Origin of the sequence: Nostoc sp. (genome assembly GCF_036917935.1) — a bacterium.
GTDB lineage: Bacteria > Cyanobacteriota > Cyanobacteriia > Cyanobacteriales > Nostocaceae > Nostoc.
The window spans coordinates 79,010-97,207 of sequence record NZ_JBALEL010000008.1; the positions used below are offsets into that span (position 1 = coordinate 79,010).

The 18,198-nt window shown below is 43.0% G+C and carries 20 protein-coding genes and 1 pseudogene; 12 read left to right on the forward strand and 9 right to left on the reverse strand.

From position 1 onward, the window contains the following. Positions 1 to 429: 429 nt before the first annotated feature. Positions 430 to 2,013: a tyrosinase family protein gene (locus tag V7K62_RS04970; protein ID WP_334862294.1), complete on the forward strand. Its 1,584-nt coding sequence runs from the start codon at positions 430 to 432 to the stop codon at positions 2,011 to 2,013. A 453-nt stretch (positions 2,014 to 2,466) separates the two neighbouring features. Here the strand turns inward: V7K62_RS04970 and V7K62_RS04975 are convergent, their stop codons facing one another. From V7K62_RS04975 to V7K62_RS05000, 6 genes are all read right to left on the reverse strand, one after another. After that, positions 2,467 to 3,735: an MFS transporter gene (locus tag V7K62_RS04975; protein ID WP_334862296.1), complete on the reverse strand. Its 1,269-nt coding sequence runs from the start codon at positions 3,733 to 3,735 to the stop codon at positions 2,467 to 2,469. Next, the gene (locus V7K62_RS04980; RefSeq protein WP_334862298.1) at positions 3,701 to 4,174 is read right to left on the reverse strand and encodes a MarR family winged helix-turn-helix transcriptional regulator; all 474 of its coding nucleotides are present in this window, start codon (positions 4,172 to 4,174) and stop codon (positions 3,701 to 3,703) included. The genes V7K62_RS04975 and V7K62_RS04980 overlap by 35 nt, the downstream gene beginning before the upstream one ends. A gap of 19 nt (positions 4,175 to 4,193) precedes the next feature. Continuing rightward, entirely contained in the window at positions 4,194 to 5,048 is an 855-nt protein-coding gene (locus V7K62_RS04985; RefSeq protein ID WP_334862300.1) for an ABC transporter permease, read from the reverse strand. Then, a complete protein-coding gene (locus V7K62_RS04990; protein WP_334862302.1) occupies positions 5,005 to 5,856 on the reverse strand; it encodes an ABC transporter ATP-binding protein in 852 nt (283 codons plus the stop codon). The genes V7K62_RS04985 and V7K62_RS04990 overlap by 44 nt, the downstream gene beginning before the upstream one ends. 246 nt (positions 5,857 to 6,102) lie before the next feature. Then, positions 6,103 to 6,591 (reverse strand): DUF3368 domain-containing protein, encoded by a 489-nt coding sequence (locus V7K62_RS04995; protein WP_334862304.1) that lies wholly within the window; start codon positions 6,589 to 6,591, stop codon positions 6,103 to 6,105. Next, entirely contained in the window at positions 6,588 to 6,833 is a 246-nt protein-coding gene (locus V7K62_RS05000; RefSeq protein WP_163928872.1) for a UPF0175 family protein, read from the reverse strand. The genes V7K62_RS04995 and V7K62_RS05000 overlap by 4 nt, the downstream gene beginning before the upstream one ends. A 357-nt stretch (positions 6,834 to 7,190) precedes the next feature. On the opposite strand from V7K62_RS05000, the gene V7K62_RS05005 reads away from it, so the two are divergent. The 10 genes from V7K62_RS05005 to V7K62_RS05050 all read left to right on the forward strand — a co-directional run bounded on the left by V7K62_RS05005 (position 7,191) and on the right by V7K62_RS05050 (position 12,439). Further along, positions 7,191 to 8,123: a hypothetical protein gene (locus V7K62_RS05005; RefSeq protein ID WP_334862307.1), complete on the forward strand. Its 933-nt coding sequence runs from the start codon at positions 7,191 to 7,193 to the stop codon at positions 8,121 to 8,123. Between the two features lie 8 nt (positions 8,124 to 8,131). After that, positions 8,132 to 8,683 (forward strand): hypothetical protein, encoded by a 552-nt coding sequence (locus V7K62_RS05010; RefSeq protein WP_334862309.1) that lies wholly within the window; start codon positions 8,132 to 8,134, stop codon positions 8,681 to 8,683. A gap of 121 nt (positions 8,684 to 8,804) precedes the next feature. Next, positions 8,805 to 9,059 (forward strand): hypothetical protein, encoded by a 255-nt coding sequence (locus tag V7K62_RS05015; RefSeq protein ID WP_334862311.1) that lies wholly within the window; start codon positions 8,805 to 8,807, stop codon positions 9,057 to 9,059. 3 nt (positions 9,060 to 9,062) lie between these two features. After that, a complete protein-coding gene (locus V7K62_RS05020) occupies positions 9,063 to 9,440 on the forward strand; it encodes a type II toxin-antitoxin system VapC family toxin (protein ID WP_334862313.1) in 378 nt (125 codons plus the stop codon). 216 nt (positions 9,441 to 9,656) lie between these two features. Continuing rightward, positions 9,657 to 9,917: an AbrB/MazE/SpoVT family DNA-binding domain-containing protein gene (locus V7K62_RS05025; RefSeq protein ID WP_334862315.1), complete on the forward strand. Its 261-nt coding sequence runs from the start codon at positions 9,657 to 9,659 to the stop codon at positions 9,915 to 9,917. Further along, on the forward strand, positions 9,890 to 10,234 hold the full coding sequence (locus tag V7K62_RS05030; protein ID WP_334862317.1) for a type II toxin-antitoxin system PemK/MazF family toxin: 345 nt from the start codon (positions 9,890 to 9,892) through the stop codon (positions 10,232 to 10,234). The genes V7K62_RS05025 and V7K62_RS05030 overlap by 28 nt, the downstream gene beginning before the upstream one ends. An 85-nt stretch (positions 10,235 to 10,319) precedes the next feature. Further along, positions 10,320 to 10,862, forward strand: coding sequence for an HD domain-containing protein (locus tag V7K62_RS05035; protein WP_334862319.1), 543 nt, complete (start codon positions 10,320 to 10,322; stop codon positions 10,860 to 10,862). A gap of 480 nt (positions 10,863 to 11,342) precedes the next feature. Further along, positions 11,343 to 11,552, forward strand: coding sequence for a DUF2997 domain-containing protein (locus tag V7K62_RS05040; RefSeq protein WP_273766383.1), 210 nt, complete (start codon positions 11,343 to 11,345; stop codon positions 11,550 to 11,552). A 39-nt stretch (positions 11,553 to 11,591) separates the two neighbouring features. Then, the gene (locus V7K62_RS05045; RefSeq protein ID WP_012406942.1) at positions 11,592 to 11,978 is read left to right on the forward strand and encodes a DUF1257 domain-containing protein; all 387 of its coding nucleotides are present in this window, start codon (positions 11,592 to 11,594) and stop codon (positions 11,976 to 11,978) included. Further along, positions 11,978 to 12,439 carry a ferredoxin gene (locus V7K62_RS05050; protein ID WP_334862321.1) on the forward strand — a complete coding sequence of 154 codons (462 nt, stop codon included), beginning with the start codon at positions 11,978 to 11,980 and terminating at the stop codon, positions 12,437 to 12,439. The genes V7K62_RS05045 and V7K62_RS05050 overlap by 1 nt, the downstream gene beginning before the upstream one ends. A 132-nt stretch (positions 12,440 to 12,571) precedes the next feature. Here the strand turns inward: V7K62_RS05050 and V7K62_RS05055 are convergent, their stop codons facing one another. The 3 genes from V7K62_RS05055 to V7K62_RS05065 form a co-directional block, all read right to left on the reverse strand. Next, positions 12,572 to 12,856 (reverse strand): YiaA/YiaB family inner membrane protein, encoded by a 285-nt coding sequence (locus V7K62_RS05055; protein WP_094348435.1) that lies wholly within the window; start codon positions 12,854 to 12,856, stop codon positions 12,572 to 12,574. A gap of 308 nt (positions 12,857 to 13,164) precedes the next feature. After that, positions 13,165 to 14,814 carry a DUF4335 domain-containing protein gene (locus tag V7K62_RS05060; RefSeq protein ID WP_334862323.1) on the reverse strand — a complete coding sequence of 550 codons (1,650 nt, stop codon included), beginning with the start codon at positions 14,812 to 14,814 and terminating at the stop codon, positions 13,165 to 13,167. A 243-nt stretch (positions 14,815 to 15,057) separates the two neighbouring features. Further along, positions 15,058 to 15,663: a DUF3038 domain-containing protein gene (locus V7K62_RS05065; protein WP_069069205.1), complete on the reverse strand. Its 606-nt coding sequence runs from the start codon at positions 15,661 to 15,663 to the stop codon at positions 15,058 to 15,060. A gap of 735 nt (positions 15,664 to 16,398) precedes the next feature. On the opposite strand from V7K62_RS05065, the pseudogene V7K62_RS05070 reads away from it, so the two are divergent. Further along, positions 16,399 to 18,198 (forward strand): annotated as a pseudogene (locus V7K62_RS05070) (calcium-binding protein); the annotation flags it as partial.

Here is an 18,198-nt window from a genome sequence, read left to right on the forward strand (position 1 = left end):
CTCTGTATGAAGCTAGAGTTAAGTATGAATTTAGTAGCTTTTTACTCTTTATTAAAATCCGCGATGAAATTGGATAAAGCTTTTTGGCGGCTTTGTAACCAGGAGTTTGTTTACCTAAGTTCAAACCCCAGTAATGGTTAACTGCTCCTAACTTCTGGTCAGGAGTTGAAGTAAGAAAAGCAGGTAAAACGGCTCTTCTCTAAACTGCTACAAGCTTTACTCTGTCTAGTTTTCAGACTTTTTGTTTAATCGAATTCAGGTTATTATTAAATAATTTTGCAAGAGGTAAACTAAACAGTTAGTTGCTATACACTTAGCTTTAGCGCAATTCCTCCCATAGACCATTGGACAATATTCTGGTTCCAGTTATGTGAGATTGCAAAACGGAAATCCCCGATAGGCAAAAAAGCACAGGAGACAGATCCAATCATGAAGACAAATAATGAGCTTAGAGTTCGCAGGTCGATCCAGGATCTGCAGGACGATTACGCGAAGGGCAACAAGAAGCCGCTGGAAAATCTGATGCGTGCCTGGAAGGGCATCAAGGAGCTTCCCCCCGACAATCCACAGTCGTTCTTCATGTTGGGCGGCTATCACGGTGAGCCCTTCCGCGGAGCAGGGTGGGGGAACTCCTCTTACTGGGGAGGTTATTGCAACCACGGCAATATCTTGTTCCCCACCTGGCACCGCGTTTATCTCTTGAAACTAGAGGATGCTCTGAGGAGTATCCCAGGTTGTGAGGACGTGATCCTGCCTTATTGGGACGAGACCAGCGACGACTCCTTGAAAAACGGGATTCCCTCGGCCCTGACCCAGAAAGACTTCGAGCTTGATGGAGTAAAAATCGACAATCCCCTTCGCTCCTTTGTTTTCAACAAGAACATCAAAGACAGCATCAACGGCGACAACCCAAACTATAGCAAGCCCAAAGGGTATGAAACAAAACGCTACCCCTTGTCGGGTCTGGTCGGCGACGATGTAGACATCGCTAATACAAAGGAGCACAACGCCAAATACCCCAATTATGATGAGAACGTAAAGCTCCTCAATCAGAACGTGGTGAACTGGCTGACCTCACAAATCGTCGTGGACGGTAAGACCATCTCCAACAACCTGAAAGACAAATACACAGCCTGCCTGGACGCTCCCAACTACACAGTTTTTTCCAACACGACATCCGCCGGGCAATGGAATGCGGATCTCGATAAGGGCATCGTGCCGTTCGTACCCCTGGAGTCCCCGCACAACAGCATTCACCTGGCCGTGGGAGGCTTTGACGTGCCGGGCATCTTTGACGCATCCCCGATCGAGGGGGCCAATGGTGACATGGGCGAAAACGACACGGCAGGCCTAGATCCCATCTTTTACTTCCACCACTGCTTCATAGACCGCGTGTTCTGGCTGTGGCAGCAAAAGCACGGGTACACCGACCATCTTGAGGTCATAGCGGAATATCCCGGAACCAACTCGGTGGACAATCAAGGGCCCACGCCTGGCACAGTGCCCAACTCGTGGTTGACATTGGAGTCGCCGCTCAATCCGTTCAAGAAGAAAGAACACGGAAAGGAAAGAGTCTACACTTCTCTCGATTGCATCAACATCGAAAAGCAGCTCGGCTATACCTACAGTCACGGCTCACTGTCAGAGCAGCCCGAGCGTGCGGCTTTGCAACCGGACCGGAGTACCAAGGTGATTCGCGTATCCGGAATCAACCGTGCACCCATCAGGGGTTCCTTCCTGGTTTCAGCCTACGTCAACATCGGAGGGAAGAAATACCACGTGGGAACGGAGGCTGTATTAAGCCGCTGGAGCGTCCAGTATTGCGCCAATTGCCAGACGCACCTGGAAGTGAAGGCCTTCATCGGTCTGCACGGGTTTCGGGAAGAGTCGCTCGATAATGCCAAATACGAGATAGAGATACGCACCCGAGATGGCCTGCTCAACCAGCACCAGCCCCAGCCCCAGGCTTTCTCCACCATCGAGAAGAAGCTTTTCCACTTAGAGGTGCGGTAGTGTCAGCGTTCGATCATGCGTAACCCCTCTATCTGGCGCGAACCCTGGTAAGAGGATGTTTTAAAAGTCCCATTGTCGGTATCAAAAGTTTTATATCCCTCTAAATCCCCCTTAAAAAGGGGGACTTTGACTCCGGTTCCACCCTTAAAAAGGGGGGTTAGGGGGCAATACTTCTCGGATAAGGGTTGAGTTGTCCTAGATTCAGATCCCCCCGCCTACGGCGACCCCCTTAAAAAGGGAGTAAAAGAGGGTTAGAAACCCCCCTTAAAAAGGGGGGTTGGGGGGATCTAAAAGTGCCTAAAGTCACAGGGAAACACTTTTCAAACAACCTCTAAGCCGATGTGATTTTTGAGAATCTGTATTTTTTACTGGTTTCGCACTAGCAGAATACCCACGAATCCTAATAAATTCACAGAGATGGGCGTAAGTTCTAAAGAGTATTGATAAGTGCTTCTACTTATACTCCTGCAAAGCCCCTAACTTCCGAATTCCTGGCCAAATCATGGCTGTAGCAATCACTACTACAATGGTGCCAATTCCACCACCCACAACCGAAATCACTGGGCCAAACAAAGCTGCCGTCAAGCCTGACTCAAAGCCCCCCAACTCATTGGAGGCACTAATAAACACGCTATTAATAGCAGCAACCCGACCACGCAAATGATCCGGTGTTCTGATTTGAACTAATGTATGGCGAATCACAACGCTAATACTATCTAGTGCGCCACCAAGGATCAGCATCAACATAGACAGCCAAAAGGAACGAGAAAGTCCAAAGATAATTGTGACAACACCAAAGCCAACCACTGACCACAATAAGGCTGGGCCGGCTTTGCGTAATGGTGGTAAATACGCCAGGGTAATAGCCATAGTCAAAGCACCGATGGAGTGTCCTGCCTGTAGGTATCCCAACTCCACTGGCCCCACATGTAAAATATCTTTGGCAAAGATGGGGAGGAGCGCGATCGCACCACCCAACAATACAGCAAACATATCTAATGTAATCGCGGCTAAAATCAATTGATTCTGCCAAACAAATTTAGCACCAGCTGCAAGCGCTTTGAATGAAATTGGCTCGGTTGAGCGAATGCTTTTTTGCTCTTTGATCGCCAGCGTTAAAATAAAACACAGCAAGGCTGCGATCGCAGCTAATACATAAACTCCTGTAGCACTTCCGAACAGCGCAATCCCAAATCCTCCGAAGGCTGGGCCGATGACGGCGGCTAACTGAAAGCTACTACTATTCCAGGTGGCTGCATTCGTAAACGCACTGACAGGTATCAACTGCCACATAAAGGCATCACTGGCAGGTCTGAGGAAGGCCCTAGCGACACCTGTTAATACCAAGCAAGCGTAAATTAGAAAAATTGCACCTTGAGTATAGGAAAGCACTGCCAAAGCCAGGGAGCAGAGAGCTAGCAGCATTACTGACAGTAACATGATGAGTTTGCGCTCGCGGCGATCGGCCACATGTCCCACAATCAAGGTGAGAGCAATCATCGGCAAGACTTGCGCCAGCCCCACACCACCTAAAGCGATCGCTGAGTTAGTCCGCTCATAGAGTTCCCAGCCGATGGCTACAGTTTGCATTTGCGATCCCACGAACAGCAGTAGCCGTCCAATGGTAAATAGCCGATAGTCTCGAAACTTAAAGGCTGCAAAGGGATCGTGCTGTACAATCTCAGAGTTATGGGGATTTGAGTTCTGTTTTCTCGAAGACATTTTTTAGTAGAGTTAAGCCTTCTTCAATGTTGGAAATTTGCTCTTCTGTCAGACCTTTCAGCAAGTCGGTAATATGAGCGCGAGTTTGATCTTGGGATTGCTTGAGATGATGTTTTCCATCTTCAGTTAAATTGAGCAGCACCCGCCGCCGCTCTTGAGGATGAGCGATCCGTTTCACAAAGTCGCGTTGTACCAAGCGTTCTATAGTTGCTGATGCCGTGGCAGAAGTGACACCTAAATGCTCTGCTAAGTCAGATAATGAAGCACCAGGATTGCGGTTGATAAATGCTAGCGATCGCAACTGAGGTATAGATAAAAAGGCGGCACTATGGGCACGCATATCCGCTCGGATAAACCGCATCATTAATGGAACTGTGTCCATTACCCTAGCGGCACATTCTTCGGAAGTTGCACCTTTAGCAGGTTTATCCAAGGTCATGGGCTTGTTGTTCTCCTGATTACATGGCCACCCGTGGATAAAGTTTTCCACCAATGATGGCCAAAATTATTAATGTGAATAAGAGAATTGTACAATCCAGACCAAAGCCATAGATGCTAGTGCCGTTTAACAGCATGGTGCTGCGTAAGCCGTCAACCTCATAAGTCAAGGGATTTAAATGGGAAATGAACTTTAACCAACTGGGCATCAGCGAGATCGGATAAATGGCATTGCTAGCAAAAAATAACGGCATGGTTAACAACTGTCCAATACCCGTCATTCTTTCTCGGCTTTTCACCAAACAGCCAATAATCAAGGAAAAAATACAAAAGGAACCCGCCCCCAGCATGACTACCACTAGTACTTGGAGAATAGCTAAAGGATGAAGATTTAGTTTGACACCTAATAGAAATGCCAATCCGTAGATGAATACTACCTGAGATAAGCACCGCACCCCACAGGCTAGAGCTTTACCCAACACCATCGCCACACGGGGGGTAGGACTAGCGAGAAATTTATGTATAATCCCTAAATCTCGCTCCCAAATGAGTGTCATTCCACCAGAGAAAATTGCTACAAACAGAATACTCTGAGCCAAAATTCCAGCAGAAATGAAGTCCAAATAGGGTAAGTTCCCCGTAGGAATCGCGTGAGTCCGGGAGAAAACTTGCCCAAAGATCACGAGCCATAATGCTGGTTGCACAGCTCGAACTATTAAATCAGTGGGATCGTGGCGGAGTTTACGCACTTCCAATTCTGCGATCGCCAGGGTTTTTATAACTAGCTCTTTAATTGCAGAGATGATATTTTCTCGGTGAATAGCTGGGGTTTTAACCCAACCGTTGAGCAGTACGTCTGGTTGTTGCTGTCTCACGGTAGTTGACTCCTGATGTTAACTGGTCGCCTGTATAGTGAATAAAGACATCATCTAAAGTTGCGTTCGGCTTATCTAAAGAGGCTTTTAAGTCGTTTGGTGTGCCTGTGATAACGACCTCACCTTGCTGCATAATCGCCACGCGGTTACATAAGCTGTCCGCTTCTTCTAAAAAGTGGGTTGTTAAAAATATAGTTGTGCCGTAGTCAGCACAAAGTTGTAGTACAAGTTGCCATACTTGAGTTCGAGCGATGGGATCTAGTCCGACAGTCGGCTCATCAAGAAACAGAATTTGAGGTTGATGTAGAACTGATATGCCAATTTCGAGCTTGCGGATCATTCCACCAGAGTAGTTTCGTACCAAGCGCTTCGCCGCATCTTCCAAACCCATGTATTCTAAAATTTCATAGATGCGGCGATCGCGTCCTTTGGCAGGTATTCCATACAGTTTGGCAAAAATTAACAGATTTTCGTAACCCGTGAGACTGCCATCAGCAGAGAGCGCCTGGGGTACATAGCCGATAGCCCGTCTTACAGGATTGGGTTCACGAGTCACATCATAGCCAGCTAAGGTTGCTTTCCCTGCACTGATAGGCAGTAAGGTTGTCAACATCTTAAGAACTGTACTTTTCCCTGCTCCATTGGGTCCGAGCAAGCCAAATACTTCGCCCTGTTCCACAGATATGCTCAGATTATTAACTGCGGTTAACTTCCCAAAACGGCGTGTGAGTCCCTGAGTTTCCAAAATTAACGGTTTTGGTTCGCTAGGAGGTTGCGATCGATTTATTTTTCCCGTCAGTATTGTCACAAGTTTGATGCACTTCTAGTTAATTAGTTAGACTAACTATTAGCTTCTCAATATATTTGTCTGAAGTCAATAGACTTGTTACAGAAATTTGAATCAGAGTAAAAGGAAACTCAGTAGAGTGGCGGCGAGGTTCTTGATGGGCAAAGCATCACTGACAAATTAACCGCAAACACTTGCTAGGATGGTTAATAGGTAAAAAATTTTCAGAATGCCTACTGCTGCTCAGTTAAAAAGTCTATGCCGCATTTAATTTTCATCAACAAGCTGCAAAACCCTCTTGTATAAAGGTTCCGCCACCCAAAATCCTGCTTGGTTAATCAGAGCATCTAACAAAGGTTTCACAGCAGAAATCAGCCTTTGACTTTTAGCTTCAACCAAGATCCCTAAAATCCCTATGTAACTGAGATTTACTCTAGCCGCAACCATGCGACCACGACGTTCATCAATCAAAACTTGATCTGCTTTCATTTCCAGCGCTAGAGCGATGGCTTCAGCTTCACCAATATCCAGTTCATTGCTGAGTGCTTCAACCAATGTTCGATCTTGAACTGGACGAGTTTGAATCCAGATAGAAGTTTGGACTTCAATTGCACCCGCAACTGGAAAGTTGGGATCAGTCAGTTCTCGGTAGACAGCTTCAGGAATTAGGACTGTTCCGTAAAGCTGTTGTAGTAAATGAAGATGGTTAATGGCGGCGAGGTTATTGATGGACGAAGTATCACTGACAATGATCACAGTCTACCCATCGCCCGCAAGTTTTCTATATCTTGGTCAAAATCCTCGACCCCATAATGCACTGAAATTTGACGACTTGCGAGTAGATGCTGAAATGCTATACGATTCATCCCTGCAAAACGGCTGGCTTGAGCAAGGGTTAACTTTTCTTTTTGAAAGAGCATCACCGCAATCTCCTGCTTCATTTCGCCTTCAGTCATCCGAGTTGCGGTTAATATTTCATTAGGAATGACGACGTTCATAATTACAATCCTTTCTATCACTACTATTCTAAGCAGTTTTGGTTTTTTTTAAAAAAGAGCTAGGTAGAAAGGCACAAGTAAAGATGACTATATAAAGAAAGATAAAAAAGGCTAAAAGCCTCTTGCCTGCTGCCTTATCTCAACGACAAATATTTACGCTACTCTACTTCTATACGGAAGCATAACGTATAATAACTAGTTATATCATGAGGGTATCTGGTGAGATAGTATTTTAAGGTTATTTATTAATGTTAAGCGACTGTAAGGTTATTGGTGAGTTACTCTCTTGAGAGTGGTGCAGCAATTCAAAAGCTTCTTTATATTAAGTCTTAAGCAAATCAAAAATTTTGAGAAAGTATGCGAACATTTCTATCAGCTTACACAATTAGAATTGAAAAAAAGAAAAGTAAAAATTCTAAGGATAATCATCCACCTAATTACTGTCAGCTAAGTTGTTTTAATGGGCATGATGATTTACTAAGTGCAATGTCAAGTTTTATTCAAAAACTAACAACTAACAGGAAAAATGATAATTATAATATTTACATAAAATCTTCAAATATTCAAGAGGAAGGAAGAAGTATCAGTGGACTTATTGAAAGTGGTATATACGGTATTTCCAGCAATCTTCGAGACGTAGATACAGATTCGATAACTTATAAAAAAAAGAAGAGTGATGCTGAGGTTTTACCTTTTTATTTCTTGATTTACATTCCAAAAGATACAAATGAAGGAATTCTGCTTTTACAACGTACAGGTAAATATGGTATTCGCACACACTTTGGTATTTTTCTAGATAAGTATTTTTCTGATAATTTTTCAGGCTTTTCTGTCGAGATAAATACTTTAGTTCAAGAAGAAATAATTAAGAGAATTCTATACGGAGGTACTATTAAAAAGCTTCGATGTGTTAAGTATCAAGCTCCGCTTGATCGAGTTGATGGACTTGATGAAGGTCATGAAGAAATTCCCTATAACATGGAAATAGTATTATCTGCGAATAAAATTCCTTTCATGGGTAAAATTCAGAACTTTTTTAACTCAAAAGGTAGTGTTAAAAGTCTCATAGAACTTCGGGATTTTAACTTTGATTACGACACCGTAAAGGTTGATGTTGATCTTGATGGAAGTCTTAGAACCTTTGATTTAGGTTGTCTCCAGAGAGCTAGAGCTTACTATGATATCTCTGATAAAGTAGTTATAGATTCTGATGATTATCCAACTTTCCAAAGTATACAAACAATTGCGAAAATTTACTTACAAGAAGTTATTAATCAAATGTATCCCTAGTAAATATAATGTTAAATAAAATTTCTGTTTTTAGTATAATTAAAGACCATATTGCGACACTTAAGAGTAGTAGAACAGGGAAGATATACTATCCAGATATTATTTTGTTCTTTATTATACCAGCTATTACTTCTGGTGTAATGATTTCTCTAGGAGTTCTTCTAAATGATGGTTTGGTTAATGCTCTCATTACTTCTTTCTCAATATTTTCAGCTTTATTATTCAACTTGCTCCTATTAGTTTATGATATTTCAGAAAAAAATCAAGATCAGAAACAAACAACGGATCAAGTTGAAATAAGAAAAAATATTCAACGGCGTGAGTTACTTCGGGAAATTTATGTCAATGTATCTTTCTCAATATTAACGTCAACCATAACTGTAGTTATATTATTAACTTACTTCCTAAAGCCTATTAGCTGTAATTTTTGGGTGATAAATTTATGCTCATTGCAGTGGCTACTAGCATCAGTATGCTACTACTTTTCTGTTCAATTTCTTTTAACTCTCTTTATGGTTTTGAAACGAATATATAGACTTCTAGCGAAAGCCTTTGATTAAAGCAATTACCTATGGCTAGCTATGCTTACGCATGATTGATAAATGGGAAAGAGCGATCGCTTATTGTATATTGTAGTTTTGAGAGCCATGCCAAGATAGATAGAAAGTAGAGAGCGAAATAATGCTAAAAACATTCAGAGCTTGGTTGAAAGGAAGTCGTTTAGAGTGGATTGATGATGTACCTACATTGGGAGAGCAACAAATCCCGGTTCATGTTACATTGCTCGAAAATGAATCAGTCATAGATAAACAAGCACGGGGACGAAGAATGGCTGAAATATTAGAAAAACTTGCTGTGAGTAAAGCTTTGACTGATGTTGATCCCGTTATTTGGCAGCAAGAAATCCGTCAAGACCGTTCACTTCCGGGACGATAAAATGTGCTGCTCGATAGCAATATTATTATATATTCTGCTCAACCAGAAAACGCCCAATTGAGAGAGTTAATTGCTGAATATGCACCTGCGGTATCAGCACTCAGTTATTTGGAAGTGTTAGGCTATCATCTGCTTAAAGAGGAACAACGCCAGTATTTTGAAGAGTTTTTTCAAGTTGCTCAGGTTTTACCAATCTCTGAAGATGTGTTAAATCAAGCGGTAATTCTGCGACAACAGAAACGAATGACTTTAGGTGATGCAATTATTGCCGGCACTGCTTTAGTGTATGGACTGACTTTGATAACAAGAAATACAGATGATTTCCGTTGGATTACACAGGTGAGATTGTGGAATCCGTTTGAGTCTGATAAACCCAGTTAAGAGAAAAGTGCGTAGACGTAGCCCGCACTTCTCTACGAGACGCTGCGCGAACGGCTGCGCTCAGTGACCGTCGTAGACATCGCATCTGGTAATTTTGAGAGCGATGCCTATGGTTGGCTACGCCTACGCATTAAAAATTATTGAACAATTGAGCGCTTGTTGACAAAATCCTGTTTTGTACTCACAATGTAATTACAATCAAGGACAAGTATCCTCATGGGAACAGCAATTAGAACCCGTATTGTTAAAATCGGGAATTCTCAAGGTATCCGCATTCCTAAACTTCTGCTGGAACAAAGCGGTATCGGTGAAGAGGTGGAAATTGAAATTCAAGATTGTCAGCTAATTGTCCGTGCAGCCTCTCAATCGCGTCAGGGGTGGGAAAAAGCATTTGCAACAATGGCGAAGCAACACGACGATGCACTGCTTGATGATGCGGTAACTACAGAGTGGGAGCATCTAGAGTGGGAGTGGTAGTCAATCGATTTGATGTGTTTTTGGTTAACCTCGACCCGACGATTGGCAGTGAGATTCAGAAGACAAGACCCTGTGTAATAATTTCACCAGATGAGATGAACAGATATATTGCCACGGTCATTGTTGCTCCCATGACAACTAAAGGACAATCTTATCCGACTCGTGTTGCTTGTCAGTTTCAAGGCAAGGATGGGCAAATCGTTCTGGATCAAATTCGTACAGTTGACAAAAATCGATTAGTCAAAAAGCTAGGTCAGATTGACTCTGATGAACAAAAAGCAGTTTTAGATACTTTGGCTGAAATGTTTGCTGAATAATGGGTCAAATTATCCAAAAACCCATACCACAGGGTAAACATAGTACGATTCAAGGTGAAATTTTACCTACTATGAAAAATCCTAAATGAGTAGCCAGATTAGAACCTTTCAAAGAGTAGAAGATGCTTACGAGTTCCTTCAAAATTTGGGAGCTTCATCAAAGCTGATTCTCCACGTCATGTTAGTTGGTGAAGCTGCTGATTTGTTGATTACAAAACTGCAACAATTACGAGTTCCATTCGATCAAAGCTTTGTGCATCTTGGCGTTGCATTTCATGATGCAGGAAAAATTCTTCATCCAGATGAGCTTATTGCAAAAGGAAATAATCACGAAGCCGACGGTGAAAAATTGCTAATTAGTAATGGTATTAATCCAAATCTTTCACGATGTTGTCGTTCTCATGGGCAATGGGAAACAATGCAATGCTCGCTTGAGGAGTTACTTGTTGCCTTAGCTGATAACCTTTGGAAAGGTAAGCGCAATACTCAACTTGAAGATATTGTAATTCAAAAGTTGGCTACCCAGTCTAGAAAAGATTACTGGGAATTATTTCTTGAAATGGATTCTTGTTTTGAGATAATTGCTGCCGAAGGTGATTCGAGGTTGTTACGTAGTCAAGCAGCATAACATTTTGCTACACCAAACGGACGCTTCAATAGGTATAAGGCTAGCGATCGCATTATGACTGGTGAACCCAGAGCATGTAAGCCGTTTATGATAGCACCTATTTTGCGGGAAACCCTGGAGGAATAGGGCAAACTTAATAATAAAGTTTTTCAATAGATTTTATATTTTTGTGAATTATCTTGCTGGCTATATTACCTCTAATGCTTATATTTAGGGCTTTTGCCGCTTACCTAGCAAACTCAGTTGTTACCTTGACTAATCAATGAGGTTAAGAGAGACTAACTAAATACTGATGCATGTGCTTATAATCTTAATAAGTATTGTAAAGATTCTGAGATATATATGTTGAAAGATGGAACATTAGTTAAAAAATGGGAAGTTTGTATCTGATATCTAAGTAAAAATGTTCCTATGGCTATATTTGTAGCCTTCTGCTAAGGCAGTACAATTCAAGCGTACTTATCCTGGTTGGCCAAAAGCATGGAGACATTAGAGTTCATAATCTATCCAGACGGTCGGGTACAAGAGAAAGTCACTGGCATTGTGGGTGCTTCTTGCGCTGAGGTTACAGCAGCAATAGAGGCACAGTTGGGGCAAGTACTTAATCATGAGCCAACCTCAGAATATTTCGCCGCTAAGGTGCAGCAATCTAATATGGCGAATACACACACCACTTACAGCGATTGGTAAGTTTTCACAGTAGTTTAGTGTTATTAATTCACAACCACCATGTCACACTTTAGCCAAATTAAGACTCAAATCCGTAATCTTGATTCTTTGAAAGATGCTTTGACTGAATTGGGCGTAGACTGGAAACCCGGCCCACGCGAAGTCCGTGGCTATCGGGGTCAAACCCATCCTGCGGAAGTTAGTATTGAGCAGGAAAATGGCTATGACATCGGTTTTAGATGGAATGGTAAGGAATATGAACTAGTGGCTGACTTGCAATATTGGCAGCAAGACCTGTCTGTAGATGGATTTTTGCGCCAAGTAACACAACGTTATGCTTATCAAACAGTTGTCAAAGAAACCGCTCGTGTTGGTTTTCAAGTTTCTGAACAACAAAAAAATGAAGATGGTTCAATTCGCCTGGTAGTACAGCGCTGGAGTGCGTAATGGCTGATTTTCTGCCATCGCCGGAAGAACAAGAAGAGAACCGTTCCGGTTTAGAACCAGAATTAGGGGGTTTTTTACGGGATGCCCCAGAACGTTCTGGTTTAGAACCGGAATTGGGCGGTGTGTTGCGCCAAAATGGTGTTTATGTTGACGAAATCACCTGTATTGGTTGTAAGCATTGCGCTCATGTTGCGCGTAACACCTTTTACATTGAACCAGATTACGGGCGATCGCGCGTGGTTCGGCAAGATGGGGACGCTGAGGAAATTATTCAAGAAGCAATTGACACTTGTCCGGTTGATTGCATTCACTGGCTTGATTACACTGAACTTAAAAACTTAGAAGAAGAACGCAAATATCAGGTAATTCCTGTAGTAGGTTATCCGGTAGAACATGCAGTTGCTGCTAGCGAACGTCGGCGTAAAAAGCAAAAGTTAAAAACCAAAAAATCCCGTTATTAAGATAAAAACGTTAAATCAATATAATAAAGGACTGGTATACCCAGTCCTTTTGTTTTTCGTCATATAGTTAATTTCTGATGCAGGGATAATTCTTAATTTTAATTTTTAATTCCCTGTAAAGGCTGACTCCCTTCATTTAAAATTTAGAGGATCGTGTTGTGAAAGCAATTTTTCTACTTTTGCCTCGTCTAACCTAGCGGTTAATCTTCTAGTTTCGTGCAAGTCTCTAGTAGTTTTTGCCAAAGTAAAAGTTGAGCCAACAGAAAAAGCCATACCCATACCCATAAAGCCTTTCACCCAGCCATTTACAGGTAAGTTTACAATGCCGAAGGTGGTCATAGAAATAGAAATTACAAAAGCTGCCCAAGTTTGAATAACCCAAGCTGCACTGTCTTTTTGAGTACCAATTGTTTGCATATTTCCTACCTTTGATATGAGTTATTAATACCAATTCTTAATACTCGCCTCCAGTGAGAAGAAAGCTACGTAATTAGTAATTAAGAAGCGTAAGATTTCATCTGGGTTTCCAGACTTGTATCTGTAGTTTAGTTTTGGAGAACTGGTGTTAACAGTAATTATATTTATTGGTAGGTTTACTGGTATTAATAGTAAGACCAGTTTCGTAACTGGACTTTAACAGGTAAGCTGAAGAGCAATTGTAGTAAGTAGAAACTGGCACAAGATTTGTACCAGTTTTACAAGTGGCATTAAAAGGATGAGTTTACTTATTCATCTGGAAAAGTCTGTACCTTGCCATCAGGACTGAGAACAACTCGAATTCTGACATTTTGTCCGCGTTTATTGGCGGAAACAAAAGGTTTACCAACTTCAGGCATCCCAGCGCTATCAACAAATTCTCTTGCTGCCTTATTCAGGGGAAAAATTCGTTCAATTGTGCCGTCAATACCGACTATCAAACTGTACTCTAATGTTTGTCCCAGTCCAGTAGGTGGTTGCCAACGCTTTGTTAAGTATTCTCTAGCTTCTGCTACTTGAGCTGTATCAAATAATGTGCCAGTAGCTACTTCTCTGGATGTGGGGTTTTTAGCTGTGTCCCCTAATTGATCGATAAATGGATTATTCTCCGCAGTTCTAGAGGAGGGAAGTTGTGAAGCAGGTTTTTCTCCAGGAGAAGATTGCTGTAGGGAACTGATTCTTTCGTCTAGCTGTTGTGAGGTTAGTGAGGAGGGTTGGATTGGGGTATTGGCACGATTATTATTGGGTATGGTGTCAAGAGACGGGGGGAGGACTGGTGAGATATTAGTTGGTAAGCTACCTGCGTTAGAAGATAGTCTGGGTGGCAAATTCCGCAGTTGAGGGATAGCATCGGCTTGGGCACTTGACCCGGTTGGATTCTGTCCAAGATTTGGTAATATAGCAATTTCCTGGCGTGGGATTTTGCTGGATGGTGCGTTAGGGAAGCTCGCCGTTCGCGTAGCGTCTCCTAGAGAAGGCAAAGGCATCGCTCGATTACTAGGAAGGGTTGCAGTCGTCCCCTGAGGTATTGTCAATACATTTAGAGGTGGCGGTGTAGAGAAACTAGAACTAGGGGCTGTTAGAGGTGCTTGGGGTAAAGTGGATGTCGAAAGTGGTGGGGTGGAACCTAGCAAATTATCTGATGGAGCGGTTAGCCCAGGTTCAGGCGTGGGAAAGTTTAGTGAGGATGAAGGTTCTAAAGCAGTTTTTACCCCTGCTGAATCTGATGTTTTGGCTGTCTGCTGTTGCTTTTCCCTAATGTTGTTAGCATATTGCCAAGTAACTGGTAAAAAACCTACACCTAATACTAATACTGCGGCAATAGGTGCCCAAGCAGGGAATCTCAGACTCGAACTCGTGTTGTTGAGAGTTGGGAGTGCCATGACATCAGTCGAGTATTCATCTAAAGCACTTGCCAAATCAAATAGTTGCAGCAGACTGAGTTGAATTACAGGGCCAGATGAGTAGTTGGCAAGAGAACCAAGAAATAGGTTGTGAGTTAAATAGCTGCTTGGTTCTAAGTAGATATTTGCCCCTGGAATCTGGGTACTAAAGGCATTTAATGTTTTTGTTGAAGACTTTAATTCCGGCTCATCCAGTGCTGTGCTTGACTTTTGGGTACTAGAGAAACTGACCCAAAAGCTTTCTGGAGACTGTTGAAGGAATTGCTGTACATAGCTTGTGACAGTATCACATAAAGCTTCGAGTTGCTCGCGATCGCCCCGAATTGGAACTCTGTTTTCTTCTGGTAATCGGGGATCATCAAAACGTAGCTCAAAGCTTAGGTGTTTGAGGACAGTTTTCCCCATCCAACGGGACAGAGGTGAGCTTTGCGCGAATACTTCTAGCGTGCAAGTCGGGGGTGTGTAGCGACGAATGACAGAATTTGATAGAGGCATGGCAGGAACTGCGAAGAAGACTATTTGGGATTTTGTAAAAAATCGAGCCAGTTGCTTGCAAAGAAAAGTTGGAACGGCGGATTCCTCCACTCAGAACTTTGTCAGGTTCCTTCCCTTATACCAACTGGTGTGCAAGGAGGAAGCAGTGCTGATAGTGCATCGCCCAAGAGCTAACGACCATCAAAAGGGAATCCTTACCTAGCAAACAAATCACAAGCGAATTTTGGTTGAGAAATTTCAAATCTAAAATTTTGTTGAACGGTCTATAAGTGCTAGCCAGAGACGGCGATGCCCACCAGGAGCGCTGTAAAAAAGTAAATCTACAAGCAGTTTTAGGGCCAGGTTGGTTAGTAAATCCGTTGAGATTTGCTCGTCCTCTTCCATCCGCTCTTGGTAGGTGTTGCAAAAAGCATCAATATAGTCTCCAAGTAAAGCAGCCTGGTGAGGTTCCCGGTTATTTTCTGCCATTTGTTCCAACAGTCCGACAGCACGGCGAATCAATTCCTGGTGCTGTTTGGCTAGGTAGCAGATGATCAGAACAAGCGATCGCGCTTCTTCGACATCTAGCTTTTTCCGCCCTCCTTGACCTTTGCGTAGGGGATTTGATTGGCGCAATCGCCATAAAGCTACGCGATCTGGCACTCTTGACTCTAAATTCAGATCAGTTGCCGCCGAAAGCATTGCCTCTGAACCAATCCCAGTTAAGGTTTCTAGCGCCAACAGCACCAAGTCTAATTGGGTTTTTATATTGTCCCATTGGACTGTGTTTGGGGCTGGAAGCTTGATTAAATCCTCCCACTGGGAATTTGGAGTGGCTGAGTTGGCGGCCGAGTGCATAACTTTTAGCATAAGTGATCAAGCTGATAGGGGATGTTGCTGTTACCCATTTTGAAACCAGACTCTTAAGAATCAAGCTTGGTTTCCTCTAGCTATGAGCCAGAGGCTTCAGCTAGCTTTTTTCTATGTGGTAAACAGCAGGTATCTTTGTCCTACTCTAGAGGAAAATTTATTTTCGACAAAGTAGAAAAGTGTCAATTCTAATTAAGGTTTACCCGACTTTCACTGCTAATTCCGTACAAGAGTATAAATAAACAATGTTACGACTTACTTAAATAATAGCGAAAACCCTGATTCTTAGGTAGGGGCAATACCCTGCGGGAAGCCGCTTTGCGTCTACATGAATTGTCCCTACACTGCGTGGTTTTGCCTAAGTCCTAAATGTTAAGAATGCTAACCGCTAATTATTGCTAAGTAATTATTTAGAATACCTCCTAATCTATTGGCGGTTTTAAATTTGGAAATTTATTGAGATTTATTACTTGATCTTCATGTACTGAGGGGGCGAAGATATAGCTTGAAATACTTGATTGGCAAAGAGTGTAACCCAGTACCCTTTTCTTAATTCTCCGTAAATTTATAAATAAATATAAATAATGTAGAAAATATTATCTTGAAGCAAAGATGTCTAACTAAAATATGTAGTATACGGTCAGTATTGGGTTATTAAGATGTTCTCTATTTTGAAAGTAGGTAAAGAATTAAAGTTACTGAAAAGCTAGATTTAGGTAGGTAAAAGTTATGACAAACATCATTGAAACCAACGGTAATGATACTCTACTGGGCAGTAACAGTGCTGACACAATTAACGGTAAAGCAGGCAATGATACCATCACAGCGAACAAGGGTAACGATACTCTGACTGGTGGTGGTGGCAAGGATAAATTTGTTTACAACTTGGGTGACGGCACTGATACTGTCACTGATTTTGGTGGTATTGGTGAAGGAACAAGCCCAACAGCAGCAGTCATTGCCGAAGTCGATACCATCAAATTCCAGGGTGCTGGCTTGAGTGCCCGAAATCTACTGCTGACCCAGAATGGTAACAACCTGGAAATTACCTTTGAAGGGGTGGCTGGTGCAAAAGTCATCCTGGAAAAGTTCAAATTAGACTACTTGGAGAACCTGAAAGCTTCTGGTACACAACCAGCGATCGGTAATATTCTGTTTGATGGGCAAAGTAGTATCACTGATAATTTTAATGTTCTGGATGCCAATTCCACAGACACTAACCTGGGCATCAAGAATACTGTTACCTTTCTCAATGACCTCAATAATAACATTACGGGTTTAGATAACTCAGATGATGTCGTCAATGGTCAGGGCGGGAATGACCGCATCGACGGCTTGAGTGGCAACGACTTGCTGCGGGGTGGTACGGGCAATGATACCCTCAATGGTGGTGCGGGCAATGATACCCTCAATGGTGGTGCGGGCAATAATACCCTCAACGGTGGTGTAGGTAACGATAACTTGAGCGCTAACAGTTCAACAGGCAATAATCTGCTCTCTGGGGACGATGGCAATGATTATCTCTCCGTCTCTGGCTACGAGTACACCGACTACCCAGACAGCGAAGACCTTCGCTCGTCTGGCAAGAACACCCTCAACGGTGGCGCTGGTGACGATAACTTGAGTGCTAGCAGTTCAACAGGCAATAATCTGCTCTCCGGCGGCGATGGCAATGATTATCTCTCCGTCTCTGGCGAGCTCAGACCAGACGAAATAAGCTCAGACGGGTTTGACTCTCGCTCAACAGGCAATAACACCCTTAACGGAAGCGCAGGTGACGATACATTAACGGCTAGCGGTTCAAGAGGCGATAACCTGCTCTCTGGGGGCGCTGGCAATGATTTTCTTGACATTTCTGGCATCCTGTTTAGCTACCGTGGTGACTCCGACTCTCGCTCAACAGGCAATAACACCCTCAACGGAGGTGCAGGTAACGATACATTAAGGGCTAGCGGTTCAGCAGGCGATAACCTGCTCTCTGGGGGCGATGGCAATGATTATCTTGGCATTTCTGGCGTATCCAACAACGCGAGGATTTACTCCGACTCTCGCTCAATAGGCAATAACACCCTCAACGGAGGTGCAGGTAACGATACATTAAGGGTTAGCGGTTCAACAGGTGATAACCTGCTCTCTGGGGGCGATGGCAATGATTTTCTTGACATTTCTGGCGACTACATCCACGAGGAGGACTACTACTCCTCCTACTCCGACTCTCGCTCCATAGGTAATAACACCCTCAACGGAGGCTCAGGTAACGATACATTGGGTGCTAGCGGTTCAACAGGCGATAACCTACTCGATGGGGGGACAGGTGATGATTTGTTGTTCGTCGATTACAAGAATGCTACAAAGGGGATCGCTACAACTTTTAATGCCACCACTAACATTGGCTTAATTACAGCAGACACGAGTCGGCTTAGTTACAAGAATATTGAACGATTAAATATCTCAGGTACAGCCTTCGATGACAGTATTGTGGGGAACTCTGGCAATGATACGCTCTCTACGGGATCTGGTGGCAAAGATACGATA